Genomic DNA, 20,195 nt, shown 5'->3' with positions numbered 1-20,195 from the left:
ACCGCGAGGTTTCCCTTTTATCTATCAGGTGCGTTGATTGTGTTTACGCGTAAGCCAGAAGAGGGGAATTTGAGCAACCAGCACCAACAGCACTCCTGCCCACGGCGTTAGCGCCATCTTGTTTTGTGCCACTAATCCACTCCCCAGGATCTCACCCAAAGTAATACCCAGGTTAAATGCCGAGATATTCAACGCTGAAGCAAAATCCACTGCGCGAGGAGTCCAGCGCGATGCTGTTTCCAGCATTCCTGCCTGAAAACCTGGCGACATCCCGAATGCCAGCGCACCCCAAATAAATAGCAGCGGTACAACAGCCAGTTTGCTGGAGAGGGTGAGCGCCAGGAGCACAAATACCGCGAGCAGACCCAGCAGCATACGACGTAGCGCAGTGGGCCAGCCGAGACTTGCAGCCCAACGTCCTCCGGCCATGTTCCCAACTAAAGTGGCTATGCCAAATACCACCAATAACATGCTGGCACTATGGGTCGAAAACCCACTGATGCCAGTCAAAATAGGGGTGATAAAGGTGAAGGCAGCAAAACTTGCGCCAAAGCCTAGTACGGTAATACTCATCATCGCCAGAATCATGGGCTGTTTTAACGCAGACAATTGTATAAACGCCGAGCCTGCCTTCTGCACGGGTAGTACCGGAACCCAGCGTGCCGTTGCCAGCAGAGCAATTGCGGCTAACACTGCGACCCCAAAAAAGGGTAAACGCCAGCCCAGCCCATTACCAATCACACTTCCTAATGGCACACCGATAACCATCGCAAGCGTCAGGCCTGCAAACATAACGGAAATTGCCCGGCTTGCAGCACCAGGTGCTGCTAATCGGGCTGCGACAGTGGCACCGATAGCGAAGAAACTGCCGTGTGCAATTGCTGTGATGATGCGACCAAGCAATAGCATGTGATAGTCGGTAGAAAATGCTGATAGCAGGTTACCAAAAAGAAAGGTCGTCACTAATGCCAGCAGCAATGGCTTACGCGGTAATCGCGCAAGCCCAAGAACGACAATCGGTGTTCCAATGGCGAGCGCGAGCGCGTAGGTTCCGACCAGGCTTCCGGCCTGAGCCAGAGACACATGTAAATCCTGAGCTATGGCGGGCAACACGCCGACGACAATAAACTCCGCCACACCTATAGCAAATGCAGTAACTGCCAGGGCCCAGACACCCGCATGAATACGATGTGGCGTGCTCATTTATGTTCTCCCGGCTGCGGCCAGCGCAATGATTTGATCGGCTTCTACCGTTGCACCGGCAATACCTACTGCTCCAGTCGCGTGGTTATGTTCATCGTAGAGCACAACGCCGCCGCCAAAACTAATCAGCCCACCGTTAGTGGACTCCAGAGAATAAATTGCGCCACCTGGCTGAGCATCTGCACCAAGAGTCAGGCTATCTGTACGAAAAAGTGCTGCGGTGCGTGCTTTCTTGATTGAGACATCAATAGCCCCCGGGACTGCGTTGTCCATGCGCAAAAAACCGCGCAGTAGACCTGCGTCATCAACAACACTGATATTAATAGCAAAATTCATCTCTTGAGCGAGCTTTCGGGCGCGTTCAATCACTTGCACAACGGTTGATTCACTTAAAGCAGACATTGGAAAACTCCTTGATGTGATAAAGAGTCGCCAATGATTGCTGTGAGCTAACAATTTGTGAAGATGGGTCGGGTGATTGGAGGCTAAAGTTTGATAATGCCGAACTAAGCCTGGTTGAATGCGATCGCCAGCGCTGTTAAGGCTGGCTTGCTTAAACGTTTGGCAGGAGCTGCTACACCTAATGCTGCAATAACGCATCCTTGCCGACGAAGCGGTATAGCCAGACAATTTAGCCCCACTTCAGCTTCCTCAAGGTCGAGCGCATAGCCTTGCTCGCGGATGATATGTAATTCCTGCTCAAGTTTTGCCGGCAGGAGATTTGCTCGTCGCAAACTGCGCACTAATTCAGGTTCGTTAGCTAAAAATATCTTGCCAATAGCGGAGGTCGTTAACCCTTCACGGCGGCCGCGCGGACTGGCTACCCGTAGATTATTGCAACCTTCGATAGCATCAATATAAAGGTACTCACGCGTGCCACAAGGGGCTGCCAGATAGCTGGTTTCCCCGCTTAATCTCGCCATTCTCAATAAAGCCGGCGTAAATACTTCCCGCAATTGTTCATCAGCGTCCGCCAGAGGTTGCGAGATGTCCCGCAAACGCAAACCTAGTGCGTAATGCGTCCCTTTGCGGGTTATGTAGCCCAGAGCCGAGAGAGTGTTGAGCAGTCCATGTAATGTGCTTTTGTTCAAATTAAGCCGTGCTGACAAATCGGCTAAACGAGCGACACCACCTGCAGCGGCAATATCTTCAAGTATTGCCATTGCGCGTTCAACAGACTGTATGCGGCGGTTCTCATCAATCATTTTAGGGCTCGGTGAGTTTAAAAAGTTCACCATTGTAGAACTTATTGGGTCGAGGGGAAAACGTGAGGGAATCACAAGGGAAATGATTTGCCAACAAGGGTTAGATATTCGCATGCCTCTAATAAAAACAATCGCTTAATAATTAACCACATAAAATGAAAAGGCGCTTGCCAGTGAAAGCTGAACGTCTATAATGCCTACGCACTTCTTAAGCGGGTGTAGTTCAATGGTAGAACGGCAGCTTCCCAAGCTGCATACGAGGGTTCGATTCCCTTCACCCGCTCCAGCATACCTTTCCTAATCTATTTAGAATCCAACGAACCCATTCGATACGCTACTTTTACGTCCTGAATTTGCTTTATCATTATTCATGGCGACAGCAGAAAACCTCATGTATTGCGCTTCCTGCTGCCTGATTTTATGTCTTAAACAGTTGCCGGTAAGGTTTCGATAGGAGCAGGCTTACCAATGAAGTAGCCCTGAACATAGTCAATTCCCATGCGGAATAGAGCATTCTGAATCGCTTCTGTTTCGACAAATTCAGCCACTAACGTCATGTTTTTCATTCTTGCTAACTCACAAATAGATTCCACGATTTTGTAATCCATTTCACTGGAAATAATATTGTGGATAAAACTACCATCGATTTTGAGTATATTTGCCTGCATGTTTTTTAGTCGCGCATAGCTCGCATAACCCGTTCCAAAATCATCGATAGCAATTTTACAGCCTAAACGCTGTAGTGCATCCAGTGTCTTATCTGCTTGTAAGTTGTTGGTAAGTTCATCGGTCTCGGTCACTTCCAGAACGATCTGCTCAGGCGCAATACCGTACTTAATTAGCATGTTTTCAATGAGATGCGCCATATCTGTGCGGCAGATTGATGCTGGGGTCAGATTAATGGCGAAGCATTGGTTTGGCCGTGCATGACGAGTTTCATCCATATATTTCATGGTGTTATTTAACACCCATAGATCAATGCTCGATGACATGCCAAATTCATTTGCTAGCGGTAAAAAAGTATCCGGGAAAATAAGTTCATCATTACTACCAAGCATTCTCAACAGGACTTCATGGTAGCGGTGACCATTTTTACTTTCTATTGGCTGAGCCATCAAAACAAACCGATCTAACTCAAGCGCATATTGAAGTTGATTCATCATGTCGACTTTAGTTTTAACCTGACTTTGTACCTGGCGGCTGCTTTGCTTTCTCATATCCACGGGCAAGTTTGTTGTCAGGGAGATCTCTGCCAGTGCTCGTAATTCACCAATTAATAAATATAGATGACCCACTGGGTAGTTAATGATGCAGTAGCTACAACCAATTTGTGGGTAGAGCTTTACCCCATCACGGGTATAACGGAATGTTTTGGCTTTGTTGTGTAGCTCAGAGATTCTTTTTTCAGCATTTAAAGGGGACATTCGTACGATTAAATCGTGACCAGAGCTGATATAAATAAGCTCATCACTTTCCAGTACAGGTTTTAAAAACTGAGCCAGTTGTTGTTTGTACTGCACTTGCATGAGTAAGCCATAATGGCGACCCAATAACTCAAGATCCGGAATATATAGTTGGCATAAAACAGACACAGTGTTTTTGTTTAAATCTGCATCAAGTGCCAGCAAGTTTGGTAGATGCAAAACTGGATCGATGCTCATTAATCGTTTGGACTTAATATTTAACGCACGTTGTCGTGAAATATTTATAGCCATCAAAGTAATAGTTATCGAAAATGCTGCAAAGCAGGATGTTGCAACGGCCAGGTGTAACTTGTAATCGGCTGTTTGAGGGATATAACTTTGAGAGTTATTACTTAGTACAACCAATAACACCCACCAAATGAGAGAAATGGCGGCATGGCCCAGACGTAGTGTTCCCCAAATCATGACCGGTAACAGTAATGTCAGGGTATATACGGAGTTTATCAGTGTTAGTTTATGATTGATTGGCGAAATCATGAGCGCTGTAAGCAATATCAGTGCGCCAAATAGACAAATGAGTTCCAGCGCTCGCAGGTCTTCTGCAACTTGATTACGGATTTTTTCAATATATTTCTTGATGTATGATGGCGTTCTGATCGAACGAATTACCAAATAACACATTGGCAAGCCAATCATATTCCCAACCAGCATTCCCTGATAATTTATCAATGTTCGCGTGGTGAATGGGGTTATGTACATCATTGTTTGATGCACGCCAAACATCCCCAAATAGAGCACAGCCTGGAAATAGTTTAAGAATAAAGTGGCATTAACAAATACCAGCCAAAAAATACGCTGCCAGGTTAGATTGTAACGCCCAAAACTTGCGCGGCCACGTTTACCCGTAAAATAATAGTAACCAGCACAACTTATTGCAGTTGAAGTAAAATAATGTAGTACTGACATAATTGCCGGTTCAAAGCCGCGATCAGGTGCTACCCGGTAAAATATGCATAGAATGATTCCTGGCAATGCCTTAAAACCATAAATCATGGTAAGGGTTGTCATCAGTGCCATGTTGAGATAAAAGAAAGGTATCTCGAAACCGTCAACGTAGCCGTAAGAACTCATATACTGAGTTATAGGGTACAGAATGAAGGGGAGGACAAGTGGCAAAGCCCACCATTTGTCTTTGTACTTATTGTATAACGCAGTAAATTTCATCATCAATGTCTGCTTTTTTACTAATTCCACTATCTGGAATGATTTACAAGCATCCATTGCTTAAAAAAAGTGTTACTAACACTCGGCTATCTTGCTCTATTAATACACTTTGGTATTAACCTGGCATCACGTGGGCAATGTCATTGCTATCTCATCATAAAAGATGACATTGTTTTTCCCTTTATCTTTTATGTAATACATCGCCACATCGGCTTTTTTCAAAAGTGTGGCAACATCTTGCCCATGCTCCGGGTAAATAGAAATCCCGATACTGGCAGACAAGAAATCAACTGTTGTTGCTGAGAGTTCATAGCTATCTGAGATTCTTGAAAGCAATTTTTTGGCAAGTTTGATCGCCGCATCCTCTGTTTTTTCGCAAACGACGATGATGAATTCATCACCACCAATTCTTGCCACAAATCCTCCCTTGCCAATAACGTTCCTGAGCATTTTAGATATCTTTACCAGCAGTTCATCACCAATGGCATGTCCCCAGACGTCGTTAACACGTTTAAAGCCGTCAAGGTCAATAAACATAATGAACAGTGGTTGCATCTGTTTATCAAATAGAGTGTTCAAATGGTTTTGTAAATAAAGGCGATTAGGCAATTGAGTTAATGAATCATGTTGCGTCATTTGTTTTAATTGCAAATTCTTCGAAATTAACTCACTTTTGAGAAGTTCATTACTCAAATGTTCTTTGAAATTAATAAACCAGATGAAGATAGCTAACATAAATACCAGGGTAATAAGTATTACCATCGTCATAGCTATCGTGTTTTCGATGTAATCATCATGTTTTATGCTAATAAATGAGGAGGCCATTGGTGCCATATTCATTTTACTTGTACCTAAAAAGTGCATGATTGCTACACCGGTACAAAGAGTAAGAGTGGCACCCAGTCGGCAGAAGTTAGCGTAGCTGTCGTTTTTACTCGTCATAACCAACATCAAATGAGTTAAACGCAGCATGCCTAATGAAGTAATAAAAATAACGATTAGCGAAAGTGTGATATGAGCATTGCTAACATACCAATCACCTGTATTGATGATTGCAGCCATTCCCAGGTAGTGCATGGATGCTGCGGTGGCAGAAAATATCAATGCAGGAATGAGATAGTGATTTTTGCGTAATTTTTTGAATAAAAAGCAACCAAACCCCAGGGAACAACCAATAATAGCGACGAGTAAAGAGGCCAGCGTTATCTTAATGTTATAATTTATAATATGACTATGATGATGGGCCTGCATCACCATGTAGTGTAAAACCCAAATACCACAGCCCATAGTTGGGCCACTAAATAAAGGCCAACAGTAATGTTTTTTTCGAGCGCCAGCTTTACATAGCCAAAAAGAGACATAAAAAGCCAGGCACGCAATAATTACTGCGAGTAGGACTAATGAGATATCATAATTAAATAACATATTTAACTTAAAGTTTACTTTTAGGAAGCTGCATGTTTATTATCATCTTAATGTGCGAGTGGATAATAACGTGGTACTTATTATGTTCAAGATATTTTTATTAATTTACACAAATAAAAGACAATCCGTGCACTGGTTGTCTTTTAATGGGCTGAAACATGCCTGAAATGATTTAACTTAGTTCAAGTCGCTGTAGATGTTTGTACGAAGTTACTCTTCATCGGGAAGCTGATACTTCTGGCAGTATAAATAAGGAATGTCTTCACGGGTGAGGAGAGCGGCATCCTTGTTTAGCCTAAAAATATCGATATCGCTTACTCCTGAGTTTTTCAGATAAAAATCAGGGAAAAATTGTTGCAGAATCGCAGCGGGTACGGTTTCACGGTTGGAAATGATGATCTGCTGGGATACCCAGACGGGGCTGAGGCCATACTCAGCAAGCGTAAAGAGGATGGTCCTCTGAACCGTATACTCTTCCTGCGGCGTGACGTTTATGATGCCGTTAATGTTTGCAATACCTTTTCCGTCACCCGATTTGAAATCGACAATGCCTCTAAATGACGCATTACCCCTAACTATCTGTAGCGTCGACCGGCATACGATGCTGTGCGGATTCTCGTATGAGGGCATATATAGATAGAACGCGAGACCGGAGAGTATCGCCAGACACACCAGGAAAATGATACGTGTTTGTTTTCTGATAGTGGCTATCGCGCTAAGCATCTTCATTTACTATCGTACCGGGGATAATAGACGGACTGACAGGAGTTATCATGTGACAATTCCATATTGGTAGTGCACGTAATGATAGAAATATTTTTCGTCTCAGGATAAGCCGTTATATAGAGGTATTTATCATCACTGCACATTTCAGGATGCTGCTTGATAAAATCCTCATGACGAATATGGTTACTTGCATCATCATTTAAAAAATAGTGGCATTGGCCATCATATTTTTTTGAAGCAACATAACCCGAAAAGTAATTCTCGCTGGATACTTTAGGGTAGATAAGCACCCCAACTATTATGATGGTAAACATAATAATAAGTGCTTCCGCCAGATTTACCTTTGGCAGTTTTTTATTTTCTATTCCATTCGTATCTGTTACAGCGTGCGGCTCTGTAAGTTCGATCTCAACCTCAGGTACAACATGATCCCGTTTTTTTTCAACGGTTATTTCTTGTTGAATGATAAGACCTTTACGAGGAATTGTGGTGATTATTTGTTTCTCTACATTCATTTGTAAAAATGACTTTCGCAGAGAGAGAATGCTTTGATAAAAGGCGTTAAAGCTAACCTGTCTGTGGCTTTCACCCCAAGCGAAAGCGAGTAACTCATTCTGAGTAACAATCTTAGTGTGATTCCTGAGCAATAACAGTAGGCATAATGAGGCTGTCGGCTTGAGTTTTATCTCTTCATGGCTGTCTGTATGTACCAGACACTGTTTCTCTGGTAGAAATACTATTTTGTTTTCAATGAGATAACATAGATTATCTGCTTCGGACATGTTGCCACTACTCTCGTTGACTCAGGCTGGTTTTCCACCTGCCATTATAAGCACAATGTGGCATGGAATAATCCAGCCTTTTAGCTACTTTACCCTTTAGGTACTTCTCGGATCATCAATATACTTATGATTAACCAAGTGTTAACTATTTTTATACGTTAAAAATCATTTAAAATCAATTTGTTATGGTTATGTGCTACTTCTTTTTTAACTGAAAAGAAAAAATTACCACCGCAAAGATTAAAAAAATTACGTTTCTGCCCTCAGATTAATATACTCACTGACAGAGCAGCATGAGGGGGCAGGCATGGTATCTCAGAGTTAGATGCTCAATAGTGTAAATTTGAAAATGATATTTAATACCTGAGTATTTAAGTCGCCTTTACTCTTCGTTGATGATGTCTCACCATAACAACGGGGATATAGCCAATGAATAAACTATTTCAATTAATAGTATGTATTTATGGGGTTTCAACCCTGGTGTTTATGCTATTCAGAGTTGTATGGCTTTGGATGCAGGTTATAAAGTATAAGAAAAATGATTTTGCCTGGTTCAAAGATAAGATTGATACAGTGATTGTGATATCAATTATTTGGCCATTGTATTTGATATATGTTATTTTTCAAGTTATTTTTAATCCCTGCTGTTTATGGAATAACAGTTGTGATTGTTTGAAAAACAATATGCCCTGATATGATTTTTTGAGTGATTATTTCATGGTTGTATAATGAAGTAATAATAATGTATGCGGTTGTTCATGAGCGTGGAATATTGTTTGGCATGGAGTTCATAAGGTTATTCATTTCAAATCGCCATCCTACAATCCTCAAAATCTGGCTTACCAATCGCAGGTTTGCCGTAATGTCCTATATTGATATACGTTACGAGTAACGGGGTATCGATTGCGTTAGGGCGATCTCCTTTGCTTTGTGCCAGGAGATAATCTCAATCCCATAACTAGAGTAAGAGAAGCTGATGTCCATTCTTAATTTTGATGAATCTGTAATGCTCATTGGAGACGAGATTAAAAAATCTGAAAACGCCTATTTCTCTCTGAGGAAAAAACGTCAGCGCATTGAAATGAAAAAAGATGGAAACATTTTTTATCTTGAGAAAGGCTCTGTCTCTGTTTACCGAGTTGAAAATGACCTTGTTACAGTAAGCTTTACCGCCCCCGCTATCCTTGGCCTGGCACAGATGCGTAATGATGTGATGTCTCATTACCTGCGTTGTGACACGGACTGTGAGATGTGGGTAATGAATGCGGCTAATGCTAATGAGATGCTTAGCAAGAAAAACCTATGGATACATGCATTTGATATTCTGACCAACCATCTGCAGCGTTATTTCCAGCGTGAAAATCTGCGTTCGCATAAAACTATTCGCGAAATTGTGACGGAACACGTGAAACACATTTGGTCACTTGAGCCTGAAATACGTGAAAAAACATCAGTTTATACATTTATCCTCAGTAGGAACCACATTTCACGTAGCGCTATCCATAAAGTGCTTCAGGAACTGGTTAACGAGGGTAAATTGACTCTGAACCGTGGGAAGTTGTCTTCGTTTAATGCCCAATAAGACAAAGCCGGGTGTTATGTATTTAACGCCAGCCAGCTACTGAATTTCACGATAAAAAAAGCCGCAACATCATCTGTTGCGGCTTTTTTATCGTTTCTATCTTTCGCGTAATGCTTCCGCTTTGGCGCGAATGATCGGTTTCAGCAGATAACTCAGAATCGATTTCTTACCAGTTATAATATCGACTGATGCGACCATACCTGGAATGATGACCATTGGATGCTCTTTGGTTCCCAGGTAGTTCTTATCTGTGCGCAGGCGTGCAATGTAGTAACTGTGGCCTTCTTTATCCGTCACGGTATCTGGGCTTAGCTGGACCAGTTCACCATTCAGGCCGCCATACGTGGTGTAGTCGTAAGCGGTGAACTTCACTACGGCATGTTGCCCTGGGTGCAGGAAGGCAATGTCACGCGGCTGAATTTTCACTTCAATAAGCAGTTTGTCATCCAGTGGCACGATTTCTACTAAATCACTGCCTGGCTGAATAACACCGCCGATGGTGTTAACCAAAATTTGCTGGACAACACCGCGAACTGGCGAAACCACCATGGTGCGATTCACTCGGTCTTCGAGTGCTTTGCCGGTGGCTTCAGCTTTGCTTAAGTTAGTGCGTGCTTCATTTAGCTGTGAGAGTGCATCGCTCTGGAAGCGGTTACGACTTTCGCCAATCTTGTTTTCAATCTCTTTTGTCTCAGATGCAGACTTAGGGATGGAAAGCGTGACGGAATCCAGCAGCCCTTTAGTTTCCACTTCAGTACGACGTAAACGCAGGATTTCAACTTTAGAAATTGCACCTGATGCCAGCAGCGGCTCAGACATTTTGATCTCTTGCTGCAGTAAACTAAGGCTGTTTTTGTACTGTTCCTGTTTGGACTGGAAATCACGCAGTTCCTGTCTCTTCTGAACTAGCTGCTCTTGAAGACCTTCAATTTCATTCTGGAACTGGCGACGGCGACTGTTAAATAAATCCAGTTCGCCACGTGCAACATCAGGAGCCTTCTTAGCAATCTCATCAGATATGACAAAATCTTTGTCTTCAGCTTCCGCAGCCAGACGATCGATTTTAGCCTGTAAGCCAAGCTTATCAGCTTCAGTCTCACCAACGTTTGAAGCAAAACGAGTGTCATCCAGATGAATCAACGGCGCGCCAGCTTCAACGATTTGCCCTTCATGCACATACAGCTCGGTGACAATACCACCTTCCAGGTTCTGTATTTTTTGCAAGCGTGATGACGGGATGGCTTTTCCTTCACCCCGTGTAACCTCATCAAGTTTGGCAAATCCAGCCCAAGTGAACGCCAGCACGACTAATACCAGGATAGTCCAAAGAGTGAGGCGAATAACGCGCGGCGAGTCATCAATCAGAGCATGACTCACCTCGTTAATGTTATCGGCCTGGTTTTCATCGCGACCTTTGAAGTAGTTGCGAATTTGCGGGCGTAAACGTGTAAATAACTCAGCGAGACGCATTGATTTGACCCTTCTTCAGCGCATCCATAACAATGGCTTTAGGGCCATCAGCAATAATGCGTCCTTTATCAACAATAATCAGTCGATCAACCAGCGTTAGCATCGACGCTTTGTGCGTCACGAGTAACAGCGTTTTATCAGCGACAAATGGCACCAGACCTTGTTTAATCTTGTCTTCACTGGTGTTGTCCATCGCACTGGTCGGTTCATCAAGCAGCAGAACTGGTGGCTCCAGCAGGAGTGCGCGAGCCAGCGCAACAGCCTGGCGTTGCCCACCGGACAGCTGCATACCACGCTCACCAACTTGCAAGTTGTAGCCGTCAGGGTGAATACGAGCGAATTCGTTAACGCCAGCAAGTTCCGCGGCGCGCAGCATTGTTTCATCGTCAACATAACGGGCACCACAAATCAGGTTATCGCGCAGTGATCCATTAAACAGCTGAATGTCCTGAGGAACATAACCAATGCTGTGGCGCAAATCGTTGACGTCCAACTGACGAGCATCGACATCGTCGATCAAAATATTACCGCTGGTTGGCTGATATAGATTGATTATCAACTTGCTAATCGAGCTCTTGCCTGAGCCGCTGCGGCCGATAATACCTACTCGCTCACCAGGCTTAATAGTCAGGTTAATCTTTTGCAGTGAAGGGTTTTTCTGCTCGGGATAACTGAAGTCGACATCTTTGAACTCAATGCTGCCACGGAATGTTTCGCGCTTCAGAGGGTGCTCATGATCGCGTCTCTCCTGCGGCATCGACATCATTTGTTCGGTGTTTTTGATGGTCAAACGCGCCTGGTGATAACGGGCAATCAACCCGGTGAGTTGGCCCATTGGCATCAGCGCACGGCCATTAAGCATATAGCAGGCAATCAGGCCACCCATGCTCAGCTTGCCGCCAATAATCATATACACGCCGACGATAATCATGATGACGCCAGACATTTGCTGGAACCATCCGGTCAAGTTGCTGGCGAAGCTGGATAAGGTTTTAACGCGTAATTCCAGGCGGCTTAAACTGCCCAGAGTTTGTTCCCATTGATACTGGCGTTCGCTTTGTGCGTTGTTGACTTTGATAGCGTCCAGGCCACTGAGTGTTTCAATCAGCAATGCCTGACGCTCACTTGCCAAACTCATGGTTTTGGCAACGGCGGCATTTACCGGTTTCTGCAACGCCCAGCTAATCACCAGCGCGATAGGGAAGGTCAGTAAAGGAATCCATGCGAGAGAACCACCGATAATGCCAATCACCAGTAATAACACCAGTGTAAACGGCAAATCGATGAGTGTGGTCAACGTGAGAGATGAGAGGAAATCACGCAGCGACTGAAATTCATGAATGTTTTGTGCAAAGCTACCCACACGGGCTGGGCGCGCTTTCATCTCCATGCCGGTAATACGCTCAAAGAGCGTGGCTGAGATAATCAGGTCACTCTTTTTACCTGCAATGTCGAGGCAGACACCGCGCAGCATTTTTAAGATCAAATCGAAAACAAACGCCATGCAAATACCGACGGCCAAAACCCACAAAGTCACCGTGGCATGATTGGGTACAACCCTGTCATACACGTTCATGGTGAACAGCGGAGTTCCCAGCGCAATCAGGTTAATCAGCAGGCTTGCTAATATCGCATCCATGTACAGATAGCGAGAAAGCATCAGCGTGTCTTTGAACCAGGATTTTGTCCGTGGCAGGAAAGATTCAGACTGTAAGTCAAACTCATGGCGAGGATGTGCGAAAATCACCTGGCCTGCGTAGCTTTTCTCAAGTTCTGCTGCATCAATATTGATTTCACCGCCTTCGCTCTCGCTTGGCATAATGCGAGCAGTACCATCTGCGTTCCAGCCAAGCAGTACGGCGGCACCACCGTCACGCAGCAAAAGTATCGCAGGCAGAGACATGGCGGCGATTTTATTGAGCGAGCGTTTGATGACACGTGCTTTTAATCCAGCACGAGCAGCGGCACGAGGCAAAATAGCCAACGTCAGGCGATCGTTCTCCAGGGGCAGCCCGCTACTCAATGTTGAGCGGCTTGCTGATTTACCATGCACAGAACAAAGAACCAGCAGGCAATCAAGCAATGGATCGTCATTGCGGCTGCGCGGGTCATGATAATGCGACTCCTCTACAGGAGGAGCCTCTGACATTGTATTCATGTGTTCAACTTGTGAAGTCATTGATAGGAATGTTCCTGACGCAACTATTTAGCAAAAAATAAAAAGCGAACTAATCCTGAAATAGTTCAGCGGGGAACTATTTCAGTTAATTAAATGCTAATTAAGTTCAGGTAATGAGTTATTTTCTGGAGAGTCTATTGGTTGACCTGCAGGCACTGGATTAATTTTAAGTGCTTTTAATAATTCACCTGTACGCGCGCAAATACGATAACCCGTCGAAATTTCCAGATAACGTAATTCAACAAGGCGGCGTTTAGCTGAGAATACTTCATTTTCACTATCCAATAAATCCAGCAAAGTTCGCTCACCCAGGCTGAACTGATCCTGATAAGCGGTACGAACTTTCACGCTGCGGTCGGCATAATCTGTGGCTGCGGGAATTTGGTCTCTGGCACTTTTTAATGCTGACCATGCCAGGCCAATTTCCTGGTTCATCTGGCGCAGCGTGTTATTACGTACGTCCTGAGCTTGTTTTTCCAGATACGCGCGGGATTGCATTGCTGCTTTATCGCTGCCGCCCTGGTACAAGTTGTAGTGCAGTTTCACCATCGCTTCCCACTCTTCTGAATGGGCACGAGTCGTGTCGGTGTCATTACTGATGCTACGAGATAGCGCCACATCAACACGAGGGTAAAACGTTGATTTTGAAGCTTCATATTGCTGGCGAGCAGCCTGAATATCAGCATTGGCAGATTTCAGCAGCGGGCTGTTGTCTTCCATTATGCGCTTGGCATCTTCAAGCGATTTTGGAAGGATGGCATTAATACTTTCAGGCAGACTCAGGTTTTCAGGCGCTTCACCGGTCACACTCATGAATGTAGTATTGGCATCTTCGAGGTTGGTCTGCTCAGTCAACAAGTTGTTGCGAGCTTGCGCCAGACGCGCTTCAGCCTGCATTAAATCGCCTGAGCGGCCAACGCCTTGATCGGTACGTAAACGAATCTGGTCGTAGATGCGCTCATGGTTGGCGAGGTCATCTTCTGCCAGATGCACATATTCCTGACGTTGCAATACGTCAAGATAGGCCTGAACCACCTGGAATGCGGTATTTTCGCTGATATTCAGCACGCTAAAAGCCCGGGAATCAACGGTTGCCTTTTGACGGTCAACTTCACTTGACGTCGCAAAACCGTCGAATACATTTTGGTTGAGGCTAATTGTGGCGTCGTTTGGAGACAGATTCATCCCATTCTTACTACCACCCGCGCGCGTGGTAGCATCGTTGATATTTTTCTGGCCTGCTTCAGCATCTAAATTCAGGGAAGGAAGATATCCACCGCGGGCTGCCCGCAAATCCTGCTCTGCAGAGTAACGACTATTTACTGATGCATTCACTTCCGGGTGGCTGGATAAAGCTTGATTTACGGTATTTTGTAAAGTTGCTGCGTTAACTGATGGTATTGATAAACAACCAAGTATAAAAAGGGAAAACTTCTGCATTTTATGAAGCCTTTATTGCGCGCGTTAATGATATCCCTATATCACGCCTTATATCCATTTCTGTTTTAACACGAAACATCATATTAATTAACAAGTGCAGAGGTTTTTATCTGATTACATTAAACGCAACTTTCATTCGCAATGAAATTTAATGTTCTGTAATGTGATGTTTCACTTTCCGTCATTTTTGATTATATTTAACGCTCAGTCAAGTCTCCGATAATAGAGTTCTAATAACTGTGTTTTTTTCTACATTCATTAATCACCTTCGAATGAAATGTCCATTAATGGGCATTTTGATTTAGAGGTGATTTATGAATGGGAAAATAATGTTATTAGTTATTTAATTAATAGTAGCAATTATAAAAATAACGAAAGTATTCAAGAGAGGTAATAGTGAGCAATTTACTTGGTGTGATTAAAGCAGTAATTGGTCTGGTTTATGTAGTTGAAGCAGACGGCTCACAACGTCTCTTGAAAGAAGGCGACAGAATCTATAGTGGCGAAGAGATTGTTACCGGGGACAGCGGCGCGGTCAGTATGGAGCTGCCAAATGGTAAAACCCTGGATCTCGGGCGTAATAGCCACTGGAGCGAGCATGGCTTGAATGCTGTAAGCACTTCAGATCATGACACTCAGGATGTCGCATCGTTACAGAAAGCTATTGCTGACGGCGCTGACCCGACACAAGCATTAGAAGCAACCGCTGCGGGTAATGAAGCACCGGTGCAAATCGAAGGTGGCGGTGGTGGTCATACCCTGGTGCAGCTGGATTTGACTGGGAAAATCGTTGATCCTACTGCCGGTTTTAATACGGCAGGTATTGGGGCTCCAACACCTGAACTTAACCTGCCGGAAAATGGTTTCACAACGGCTGGCTCCTCTGGTTCACCTGCGGTGCTCCCACCGTTGGTTCACATTGATGATTTTGCCGGTAACGATGGTTTTATTAACAAAAATGAAATCAACCATACCAATATCAACGGCACCAGTAATCAAAACCACATCACGCTGACCTTCACCGATAGCCAAAAAAATACAATTACTATTGATGTTCCGGTGAACAATGGCCACTGGACAGCAAACCCTGATTTAAGTGGTTTGGTTGAAGGTGAGATCAACGTTACCGCCACAGCTACGGATGTATCAGGCCGCACCGCGCAAAGCACGACGGATGCTGTGATCGATGTGACTGATTTGCATGACCAGATAACCATCGATAGCGTCACGCCTGATAACGTTATTAACATCAATGAATCACATCAGCCGCAAACCTCAGTCCACGGCAGCGTCTCTGGTGATGCAAAAATCGGCGATGCCATCACATTAACCGTCGATGGTAAGGAATATCACGATGTCGTTATCGATCTCGGTAATGGCAATCTTGGCTATCGGATTAATGTCTCAACTCAGGGGCTGCTGGCCAATCCGAATATTCATGCCACTGTGACCTCAACCGATGAGGCTGGGAACACGACTCAGGCATCAAGCGATCACCATGTGGATATCGATCTCGATGTTCATAACTCAGTCACGATTGAAACTGTTGCTAACGATGATGTCGTTAATGCCAGCGAATCTCGTATGCCAACCTTGATTGCTGGTGAAGTCGGTGGTGATGCTAAAGCAGGTGATCCTATTACCGTTACAGTACAAGGCCAGCAATTCCATGGCGTTGTGATTAATGATAACGGCCAATTGCGCTATGAAGTACCGGTTCCGACTCGTCTTCTTCACGAAGGGGCCAATGATGTTCAGGTACAGGTAATTAGCCATGACGCTGCGGGTAACGAAGCGATTGCTGTTGAACATCACAATGTCACGCTCGATACCCATGCACAAAATGCTCTGACGATTGAAACGGTTGCTGGTGATGACACCGTGAACCGTAGCGAATCCCGTATGCCAACGTTTATCAGCGGTGAAGTCACCGGTGATGTGCAGGTTGGCGACCATGTAGTAGTGAGCGTTAACGGCCAGAGCTTTAATGGCGAAGTGGTCGCTGATGAAAATGGCAAACTGCGTTATACCGTGCCAGTGCCAACTTCAGCGCTGAATGAAGGCAGCAACGATGTGCAGGTGATGGTTACGGGTGTCGACAATGTTGGCAACACGGCGATTGCGGTCGAGCACAAAACTATCGTACTGGATACGCAGGCACATAACGCCCTGACTATTGAAACCGTGGCGGGAGACGACATCGTCAATCGCACGGAATCCCGTATGCCGACGCTTATCAGCGGTGAGGTCTCCGGGGATGCACATGCAGGTGACCATGTGGTGGTCAGCGTCAACGGCCAGAACTTCTACGGCACGGTGACCGATGAAAACGGCCACCTGCGTTACGAAGTACCGGTGCCGACGGTTGCCCTTAACGAAGGCAGTAACGATGTGCAGGTGATGATCACCGGCACTGACAATGCCGGTAACGCCACCACGGCAATTGAGCACAAAACGGTGGTACTGGACACGCAGGCGCATAACGCCCTGACCATCGAAACGGTGGCCGGTGACGGCACGGTGAACGCCACCGAATCCCGTATGCCGACGATGATCTCGGGTGTGGTGAGCGGTGATGCGCAGGCAGGCGACCATGTGGTGGTCAGTGTCAACGGTCACGAATTCCGTGGCGACGTGGTGACCGATGAAAACGGCCAACTGCGCTATGAAATTCCGGTGACGACAAATGCACTGACCGAAGGCAGTAACGATGTGCAGGTGATGGTCACCGGCACCGACAGCGCGGGTAACGCCACCACGGCAATTGAGCACAAAACGGTGGTGCTGGACACGCAGGCGCATAACGCCCTGACCATCGAAACGGTGGCCGGTGACGACACGGTGAACGCCACCGAATTCCGTATGCCAACACTTATCAGTGGTGAGGTGTCCGGTGATGCGCAGGAAGGCGATCATGTGGTGGTCAGCGTCAACGGTCACGAATTCCGTGGCGACGTGGTGACCGATGAAAACGGCCAGTTGCGTTACGAAATTCCGGTGCCGACAAATGCCCTGACCGAAGGCAGCAATGACGTGCAGGTGATGGTGACCGGCACCGACAGCGCAGGTAACGCCACCACGGCAATTGAGCACAAAACGGTGGTGCTGGACACGCAGGCGCATAACGCCCTGACCATTGAAACGGTGGCCGGTGACGACACGGTGAACGCCACCGAGTCCCGTATGCCGACGCTTATCAGCGGTGAGGTGTCCGGGGATGCACACGCAGGCGACCATGTGGTGGTCAGCGTCAACGGTCACGAATTCCGTGGCGACGTGGTGACCGATGAAAACGGCCACCTGCGTTACGAAGTACCGGTGCCGACGGTGGCCCTGAACGAAGGCAGCAACGATGTGCAGGTGATGGTCACCGGCACCGACAACGCCGGTAATGCCACCACGGCAATCGAACACAAAACGGTGGTGCTGGATACGCAGGCGGATGCGTCTATCACAATTGATCTTGTCACTAAAGACAACGTATTGAACCACGATGAACTGAATGCGCCTAAGCAGAGCATCAGCGGAACCGTTGGCGGTGATGCCCGAGTTGGCGATGAAGTCACGCTTGATATTAACGGGCACAAATTTAGCGGACACGTCAGCGACCTTGGCAACGGTAACCTCGGTTATCACATTGATGTCGATTCGTCGGCGTTCAGCAATAACCAGGGTGAGATCGATACTGATGTCACCTTCCATGCCACCGTGAACTCCCATGACGCTGCTGGCAATGAAGTTATTGTTACCACGGATCACACGGTGCATATCGATAACCATGCGAACAACGCCCTGACCATCAGCACGGTGTCGAAAGACGGCGTGGTGAATCACACCGAATCCCAGGGGCCGACCTATATCAACGGTGAGGTGAGCGGGCCGGACGCGAAAGCAGGCGATCCGGTACTGGTGACCGTTAACGGCAAAGCCTTTACCGGTGAGGTGGTGGCGGATGTAGCCGGGAAGCTGCATTACCACGTAGCGGTAGACAGCAGCGTACTGAACGAAGGTGATAACAACGTCGAAGTGGCGATTGCCAGTAAAGATGCGGCAGGTAACGACGCTGTGGCGACAGAGCATCGCAATGTGGTGCTGGACACGCATGCGCACGCGAACATCAGTATTGATCGTGTCACCAAAGATAATGTGCTCAATCACAGCGAGCTGGACAGCCCGAAACATGCCATCACCGGTCAGGTAGGTGAGGATGCGCGGATCGGCGATAAGGTGACGCTGGAGATCAATGGCCACCGGTTCACCGGAGAGGTTGTTGACCAGGGCAACGGCACACTGGGATACAGCATTGATGTTGACTCCCGTGCGTTCAGCAATAACCAGGGTGAGATAGACAGCGACGTCAATGTTCACGCTACCGTGACCTCCCATGATGCCGCCGGAAACGTGGTGACGGCGTACACCGATCACACGGTGCATATCGACAACCATGCGAACAACGCCCTGACCATCAGCACGGTGTCGAAAGACGGCGTGGTGAATCACACCGAATCCCAGGGGCCGACCTATATCAACGGTGAGGTGAGCGGGCCGGACGCGAAAGCAGGCGATCCGGTACTGGTGACCGTTAACGGCAAAGCCTTTACCGGTGAGGTGGTGGCGGATGTAGCCGGGAAGCTGCATTACCACATAGCGGTAGACAGCAGCGTGCTGAACGAAGGTGATAACAACGTCGAAGTGGCGATTGCCAGTAAAGATGCGGCAGGTAACGACGCTGTGGCGACAGAGCATCGCAATGTGGTGCTGGACACGCATGCGCACGCGAACATCAGTATTGATCGTGTCACCAAAGATAATGTGCTCAATCACAGCGAGCTGGACAGCCCGAAACATGCCATCACCGGTCAGGTAGGTGAGGATGCGCGGATCGGCGATAAGGTGACGCTGGAGATCAATGGCCACCGGTTCACCGGAGAGGTTGTTGACCAGGGCAACGGCACACTGGGATACAGCATTGATGTTGACTCCCGTGCGTTCAGCAATAACCAGGGTGAGATAGACAGCGACGTCAATGTTCACGCTACCGTGACCTCCCATGATGCCGCCGGAAACGTGGTGACGGCGTACACCGATCACACGGTGCATATCGATAACCATGCGAACAACGCCCTGACCATCAGCACGGTGTCGAAAGACGGCGTGGTGAATCACACCGAATCCCAGGGGCCGACCTATATCAACGGTGAGGTGAGCGGGCCGGACGCGAAAGCAGGCGATCCGGTACTGGTGGCCGTTAACGGCAAAGCCTTTACCGGTGAGGTGGTGGCGGATGCAGCCGGGAAGCTGCATTACCACGTAGCGGTAGACAGCAGCGTGCTGAACGAAGGTGATAACAACGTCGAAGTGGCGATTGCCAGTAAAGATGCGGCAGGTAACGACGCTGTGGCGACAGAGCACCAGAACGTGACACTGGATACCCACGCAGATGCCACCATCACGGTGGATGATGTCACCGCTGATAACACCCTGAATCATGATGAGCTGGGCAGTCGTGAGCAGATTATCAGCGGAACGGTAGGC

General features: G+C 46.7%; 12 protein-coding genes and 1 tRNA gene. 3 read left to right on the top strand and 10 right to left on the bottom strand.

Translation table 11 applies throughout. The features are described 5' to 3' along the window. Window positions 1-24 precede the first annotated feature (24 nt). From LVQ79_RS07915 to LVQ79_RS07905, 3 genes are all read right to left on the bottom strand, one after another. On the bottom strand, window positions 25-1,203 hold the full coding sequence (locus tag LVQ79_RS07915) for an MFS transporter (protein WP_232864532.1): 1,179 nt from the start codon (window positions 1,201-1,203) through the stop codon (window positions 25-27). Further along, the gene (locus tag LVQ79_RS07910) at window positions 1,204-1,605 is read right to left on the bottom strand and encodes a GlcG/HbpS family heme-binding protein (RefSeq protein WP_232864531.1); all 402 of its coding nucleotides are present in this window, start codon (window positions 1,603-1,605) and stop codon (window positions 1,204-1,206) included. A 104-nt stretch (window positions 1,606-1,709) separates the two neighbouring features. Further along, complete coding sequence (locus LVQ79_RS07905; protein ID WP_232864530.1) at window positions 1,710-2,408, bottom strand: IclR family transcriptional regulator; 699 nt, start codon at window positions 2,406-2,408, stop codon at window positions 1,710-1,712. Between the two features lie 212 nt (window positions 2,409-2,620). Here LVQ79_RS07905 and LVQ79_RS07900 point away from each other — a divergent pair. After that, a tRNA-Gly gene (locus LVQ79_RS07900) sits at window positions 2,621-2,694 on the top strand. Between the two features lie 139 nt (window positions 2,695-2,833). Here the strand turns inward: LVQ79_RS07900 and LVQ79_RS07895 are convergent. The 4 genes from LVQ79_RS07895 to LVQ79_RS07880 form a co-directional block, all read right to left on the bottom strand. Next, on the bottom strand, window positions 2,834-5,059 hold the full coding sequence (locus tag LVQ79_RS07895) for a sensor domain-containing phosphodiesterase (RefSeq protein ID WP_232864529.1): 2,226 nt from the start codon (window positions 5,057-5,059) through the stop codon (window positions 2,834-2,836). Between the two features lie 123 nt (window positions 5,060-5,182). Then, window positions 5,183-6,481, bottom strand: coding sequence for a sensor domain-containing diguanylate cyclase (locus LVQ79_RS07890; RefSeq protein ID WP_232864528.1), 1,299 nt, complete (start codon window positions 6,479-6,481; stop codon window positions 5,183-5,185). Window positions 6,482-6,691: 210 nt separating this feature from the next. Beyond that, the gene (locus LVQ79_RS07885; RefSeq protein ID WP_193216217.1) at window positions 6,692-7,210 is read right to left on the bottom strand and encodes a hypothetical protein; all 519 of its coding nucleotides are present in this window, start codon (window positions 7,208-7,210) and stop codon (window positions 6,692-6,694) included. Further along, complete coding sequence (locus LVQ79_RS07880; protein ID WP_232864527.1) at window positions 7,207-7,989, bottom strand: winged helix-turn-helix domain-containing protein; 783 nt, start codon at window positions 7,987-7,989, stop codon at window positions 7,207-7,209. The genes LVQ79_RS07885 and LVQ79_RS07880 overlap by 4 nt, the downstream gene beginning before the upstream one ends. A gap of 976 nt (window positions 7,990-8,965) precedes the next feature. Between LVQ79_RS07880 and LVQ79_RS07875 the strand changes: the two genes are divergently transcribed. Further along, complete coding sequence (locus tag LVQ79_RS07875; RefSeq protein WP_151993213.1) at window positions 8,966-9,571, top strand: helix-turn-helix domain-containing protein; 606 nt, start codon at window positions 8,966-8,968, stop codon at window positions 9,569-9,571. Between the two features lie 96 nt (window positions 9,572-9,667). On the opposite strand, the gene LVQ79_RS07870 is transcribed toward LVQ79_RS07875, so the two are convergent. The 3 genes from LVQ79_RS07870 to LVQ79_RS07860 form a co-directional block, all read right to left on the bottom strand. Continuing rightward, entirely contained in the window at window positions 9,668-11,041 is a 1,374-nt protein-coding gene (locus tag LVQ79_RS07870) for an HlyD family type I secretion periplasmic adaptor subunit (protein ID WP_232864526.1), read from the bottom strand. Beyond that, complete coding sequence (locus LVQ79_RS07865) at window positions 11,028-13,199, bottom strand: type I secretion system permease/ATPase (protein ID WP_232864711.1); 2,172 nt, start codon at window positions 13,197-13,199, stop codon at window positions 11,028-11,030. Before LVQ79_RS07865 ends, LVQ79_RS07870 begins: the two co-directional genes overlap by 14 nt. A 117-nt stretch (window positions 13,200-13,316) precedes the next feature. Beyond that, complete coding sequence (locus LVQ79_RS07860; RefSeq protein WP_232864525.1) at window positions 13,317-14,660, bottom strand: TolC family outer membrane protein; 1,344 nt, start codon at window positions 14,658-14,660, stop codon at window positions 13,317-13,319. 396 nt (window positions 14,661-15,056) lie between these two features. Between LVQ79_RS07860 and LVQ79_RS07855 the strand changes: the two genes are divergently transcribed. Then, the coding region (locus tag LVQ79_RS07855) for a retention module-containing protein (protein ID WP_232864524.1) at window positions 15,057-20,195 on the top strand (5,139 nt) is incomplete at its 3' end.

The organism is Buttiauxella cochleicola, assembly GCF_021282405.1.
Lineage (GTDB): Bacteria > Pseudomonadota > Gammaproteobacteria > Enterobacterales > Enterobacteriaceae > Buttiauxella > Buttiauxella massiliensis.
Note: the sequence above shows the minus strand (reverse complement) of the source record. Positions and strands in the feature narration are given on the sequence as shown.

Excerpts from the sequence above, each read along its gene's own strand:
- LVQ79_RS07870 (WP_232864526.1), bottom strand. The coding sequence starts at position 11,041 with ATGCGTCTCGCTGAGTTATTTACACGTTTACGCCCGCAAATTCGCAAC.
- LVQ79_RS07910 (WP_232864531.1), bottom strand. The coding sequence starts at position 1,605 with ATGTCTGCTTTAAGTGAATCAACCGTTGTGCAAGTGATTGAACGCGCC.
- LVQ79_RS07890 (WP_232864528.1), bottom strand. The coding sequence starts at position 6,481 with ATGTTATTTAATTATGATATCTCATTAGTCCTACTCGCAGTAATTATT.
- LVQ79_RS07885 (WP_193216217.1), bottom strand. The coding sequence starts at position 7,210 with ATGAAGATGCTTAGCGCGATAGCCACTATCAGAAAACAAACACGTATC.
- LVQ79_RS07895 (WP_232864529.1), bottom strand. The coding sequence starts at position 5,059 with ATGATGAAATTTACTGCGTTATACAATAAGTACAAAGACAAATGGTGG.
- LVQ79_RS07905 (WP_232864530.1), bottom strand. The coding sequence starts at position 2,408 with ATGATTGATGAGAACCGCCGCATACAGTCTGTTGAACGCGCAATGGCA.
- LVQ79_RS07860 (WP_232864525.1), bottom strand. The coding sequence starts at position 14,660 with ATGCAGAAGTTTTCCCTTTTTATACTTGGTTGTTTATCAATACCATCA.
- LVQ79_RS07915 (WP_232864532.1), bottom strand. The coding sequence starts at position 1,203 with ATGAGCACGCCACATCGTATTCATGCGGGTGTCTGGGCCCTGGCAGTT.
- LVQ79_RS07865 (WP_232864711.1), bottom strand. The coding sequence starts at position 13,199 with ATGAATACAATGTCAGAGGCTCCTCCTGTAGAGGAGTCGCATTATCAT.
- LVQ79_RS07880 (WP_232864527.1), bottom strand. The coding sequence starts at position 7,989 with ATGTCCGAAGCAGATAATCTATGTTATCTCATTGAAAACAAAATAGTA.
- LVQ79_RS07875 (WP_151993213.1), top strand. The coding sequence starts at position 8,966 with ATGTCCATTCTTAATTTTGATGAATCTGTAATGCTCATTGGAGACGAG.